The organism is Acinetobacter seohaensis (assembly GCF_056431365.1).
The window spans coordinates 1-2898 of the sequence record NZ_JBWKMK010000006.1; the positions used below are offsets into that span (position 1 = coordinate 1).

At 35.7% G+C, this 2898-nt stretch carries 5 protein-coding genes; 2 read left to right on the forward strand and 3 right to left on the reverse strand.

All coding sequences use genetic code 11. The features are described from left to right. Window positions 1–184: 184 nt before the first annotated feature. Window positions 185–367: a type II toxin-antitoxin system YafQ family toxin gene (locus AC07E5_RS00735; RefSeq protein ID WP_228619233.1), complete on the reverse strand. Its 183-nt coding sequence runs from the start codon at window positions 365–367 to the stop codon at window positions 185–187. Between the two features lie 93 nt (window positions 368–460). Then, on the reverse strand, window positions 461–721 hold the full coding sequence (locus AC07E5_RS00740) for a type II toxin-antitoxin system RelB/DinJ family antitoxin (RefSeq protein ID WP_004778838.1): 261 nt from the start codon (window positions 719–721) through the stop codon (window positions 461–463). 262 nt (window positions 722–983) lie between these two features. On the opposite strand from AC07E5_RS00740, the gene AC07E5_RS00745 reads away from it, so the two are divergent. Together AC07E5_RS00745 and AC07E5_RS00750 are read left to right on the forward strand one after the other, a co-directional pair. Further along, window positions 984–1871, forward strand: coding sequence for a hypothetical protein (locus tag AC07E5_RS00745; protein WP_046206305.1), 888 nt, complete (start codon window positions 984–986; stop codon window positions 1869–1871). A 267-nt stretch (window positions 1872–2138) separates the two neighbouring features. After that, on the forward strand, window positions 2139–2342 hold the full coding sequence (locus AC07E5_RS00750) for a hypothetical protein (RefSeq protein WP_004896916.1): 204 nt from the start codon (window positions 2139–2141) through the stop codon (window positions 2340–2342). A gap of 52 nt (window positions 2343–2394) precedes the next feature. Here AC07E5_RS00750 and AC07E5_RS00755 read toward each other — a convergent pair whose 3' ends face one another. Beyond that, window positions 2395–2721 (reverse strand): addiction module antidote protein, encoded by a 327-nt coding sequence (locus tag AC07E5_RS00755; RefSeq protein WP_096902759.1) that lies wholly within the window; start codon window positions 2719–2721, stop codon window positions 2395–2397. Window positions 2722–2898 lie beyond the last annotated feature (177 nt).

The following is a 2898-nucleotide window of genomic DNA, read 5'->3' on the forward strand; positions in this document are numbered from 1 at the left end:
GAAAAATCAGGCTCGATCAAATATGTGGAATCACAACTCACTAATGCAAATGCACGGATAGCTGAATTAGAAAAACAGATTACAATGCAAAAAGACAAGTAACTGACGATGAAGGCTGACATGCTCCCCATTAAATCACTGGTTTAGTACGGAGTATGTCAACGCTCTTTGGGGGTTACATCATTCAAATTGCTAATTCGCTATGACTGCCTAAGCGAACTAATTTCAAAATTAGTAGTTCACCTTCTTCTGTTTTCTTATAGATTAAAACGAGATCAGGTTTGATATGGCAATCACGATGACCTACCCAATTACTGACCAAAGCATGGTCACGATACTTTTCAGGCAAGGCTTCATCAGCTTGCAATAATTCTAAAACAGTTTGTAGTTCAGCATCTAATGTATTTCGATGCTGCCTTTTTTCTCACGTTTATAGTCTTTCTTGAATGCTGATGTGTACTTAATCGTCCGCATTTAGATCAGCCATCAAATCTTTAACAGAAGTGAAGCTCTTTGCTTTGCTTAGATCTTCTTCCATTGCAGCAATGGTTTCAGGATTGGGCTGCCAAATTTCAAAAGGCAGAGCCTTTTCTTTCGCTACCTTGGTTAACAGCAAGCGAACTGCATCTGAGACAGTTAAGCCCATTGTTGCAAGAACTTCTGTTGCTTCATGCTTAATGTTTTCGTTAATGCGAGTAGTGACTAGTGCATTTGAAGCCATGTTAAGCTCCTATGATTAACATTGTTAATCACACTATATTCTTAGATGAAGAAAAGTTCAATTCGTATAATCGCCATTATGTTAAAGGAGAGGTATATTTGAATTAAATATGCCTATAAAGTTAATAGCTATCAATCATTGTTTGCTGAATAAGCCTTTAAAAGTAGGTTTATGCACTTAAGTTATTGTAAATAAAAAGATGTTCGTATTTTCAGTATTCTAAAAATAGACTATAGTTGATTCTTTTAAACTAGGAATTACCATGAACCGATTTAAGACCTCTTTTTTAGTTATTTCTTTGGGTCTTACTTTAACTGCCTGCGGCGGCGGCAGTGATGGTGCATCGAGCTCTACAGGGAATGGTGCATCGAGCTCTACAGGGAATGGTACATCGAGCTCTACAGGGAACAGCGGCACCACACCAGATACTTCTACTGGTTCAGTATTAGAAAAATTGAATCCATCACAATCCTACAATATTATTTTTGACTACCCTAATTCTTCTGGTGCATCAAGACTTGATTCTGTAAAACAAAATGCCGATGGTATTATCACCGAATTTGGTGATTACAAAATTACAGGAGATATTGTTGCGAAAGAAATTGCTGGAAATAAAAACTTTACGATTGCTCGTGTAACCAAAGGAATTTTTAATTATGAAAAAAATGGGGAAATAAAATCAACAGATATTTCCAAATATAGCAATGCCTCTTATTTTTATTTTGCATTTACCCCAATCATTACTAAGCGTATTTCTGCCCAAACCAAACAAATTAACTGTACTGATGTTAATGCTACTCAAGCAAAAGTGACCAATAGTGGCCAATTTGAAAAATTTATTTCTCCATCCATTCATAATGGAAGTATTACCTTAAATCCTAACGGCAATATCGACGTTAAATTTACTGCAAAAAATGGCAGTGATGAAACTACCTTTGCTTCATCAATGAGATGGGTTGATTCATTCAATAACTATAGCAGCTATAACTTATTGGGTATCGTAGGACAACAAGGTGAATCAAATCAGATCGGTACATTTAACATAGCTGATAATGGACCAAATAGCCTAGTACTTGGTGCAATTTACCGTATGACTTTGAGCAATAATGGTAACTATCAAGGTGCTGTTTCTATGGTATGTAATTATTAATATAGCTTGATTGAAGTGTCATGCGCCTTAATCTTTATGTATTTTTTTAAATTTAAGACCTATGCAGTGCCTAGGTTTTTTTTTATTTCGTATAACCACCATTATGTTAAATGGATGGCATTTGGGAGATATTATTTATTCTTTCAATAGGCAGAAACTTGCAGAATTTTTCTTAATTTGTAATCCTTGCGGCTAAGGGTGTCTAGCGTAGCTAAGACAGGTATTCGTTATAGTCGGGCCGCTATAATACGGATGACGAGTGCCTGTATGTTTAACCTAAATATCTTTAACAAGATCTCTAGCGAAGTATTGACCATCAAAAATGATCTTGAGCTGAATTCTGAGAATCAACTGATAACTAAGTATAAGACTTCTACTTCTGAAGATTATAAAAAAGCAATTATTTTGATCTTTAAAGAACGTGGCTATACCAGGTTAGAAATAGGTCAGTTACTTGAAGGCCAACTCTAAAGACTTCCTAAAATTAACATAATACACGTTATACGAAGTCAAAAAATGGGAGCTATAAGCTCCCATTTTTACTATATTTTTTAAAGTTTTGGGCCTGTTGTACAGTGAGTTTTAAGCCTAATGCATTTACTACACGATTAATCGTATCAAAACGTGGTGCTGAATCCTGACGTAGGGCTTTGTAAAGTGCTTCACGTCCAATCCCTGCTTCTTTAGCGATTTGAGTCATGCCACGAGCTTTGGCAATTACGCCAAGGGCATGAGCTAATTCAGCTGGATCATTTTCTTCAAGAACTATGTTGAGATACATCACAATGTCTTCTTCAGTTTTGAGTGACTCAGCCATATCAAAACTTGGTAAATCAGCGACTTTAACCATTTTAATCCTCCAATGTTTTCGATAGTTTGACTGCACGATCAATGTCTTGTGGTAATCCTCCCTAAAAATAATTGAGTTTAAAAGTAGAAAATCGAATAACCTTGATTTAAGGAGATTTTCTATGAAAACATCTAAGTATTCAGACAGCTTGATCATGAGTATCTTGAAGCAAGCTGA

Coding starts and splice junctions, on each gene's coding strand:
- AC07E5_RS00750 (WP_004896916.1), top strand. CDS start 2,139: ATGTTTAACCTAAATATCTTTAACAAGATCTCTAGCGAAGTATTGACC.
- AC07E5_RS00755 (WP_096902759.1), bottom strand. CDS start 2,721: ATGGTTAAAGTCGCTGATTTACCAAGTTTTGATATGGCTGAGTCACTC.
- AC07E5_RS00740 (WP_004778838.1), bottom strand. CDS start 721: ATGGCTTCAAATGCACTAGTCACTACTCGCATTAACGAAAACATTAAG.
- AC07E5_RS00745 (WP_046206305.1), top strand. CDS start 984: ATGAACCGATTTAAGACCTCTTTTTTAGTTATTTCTTTGGGTCTTACT.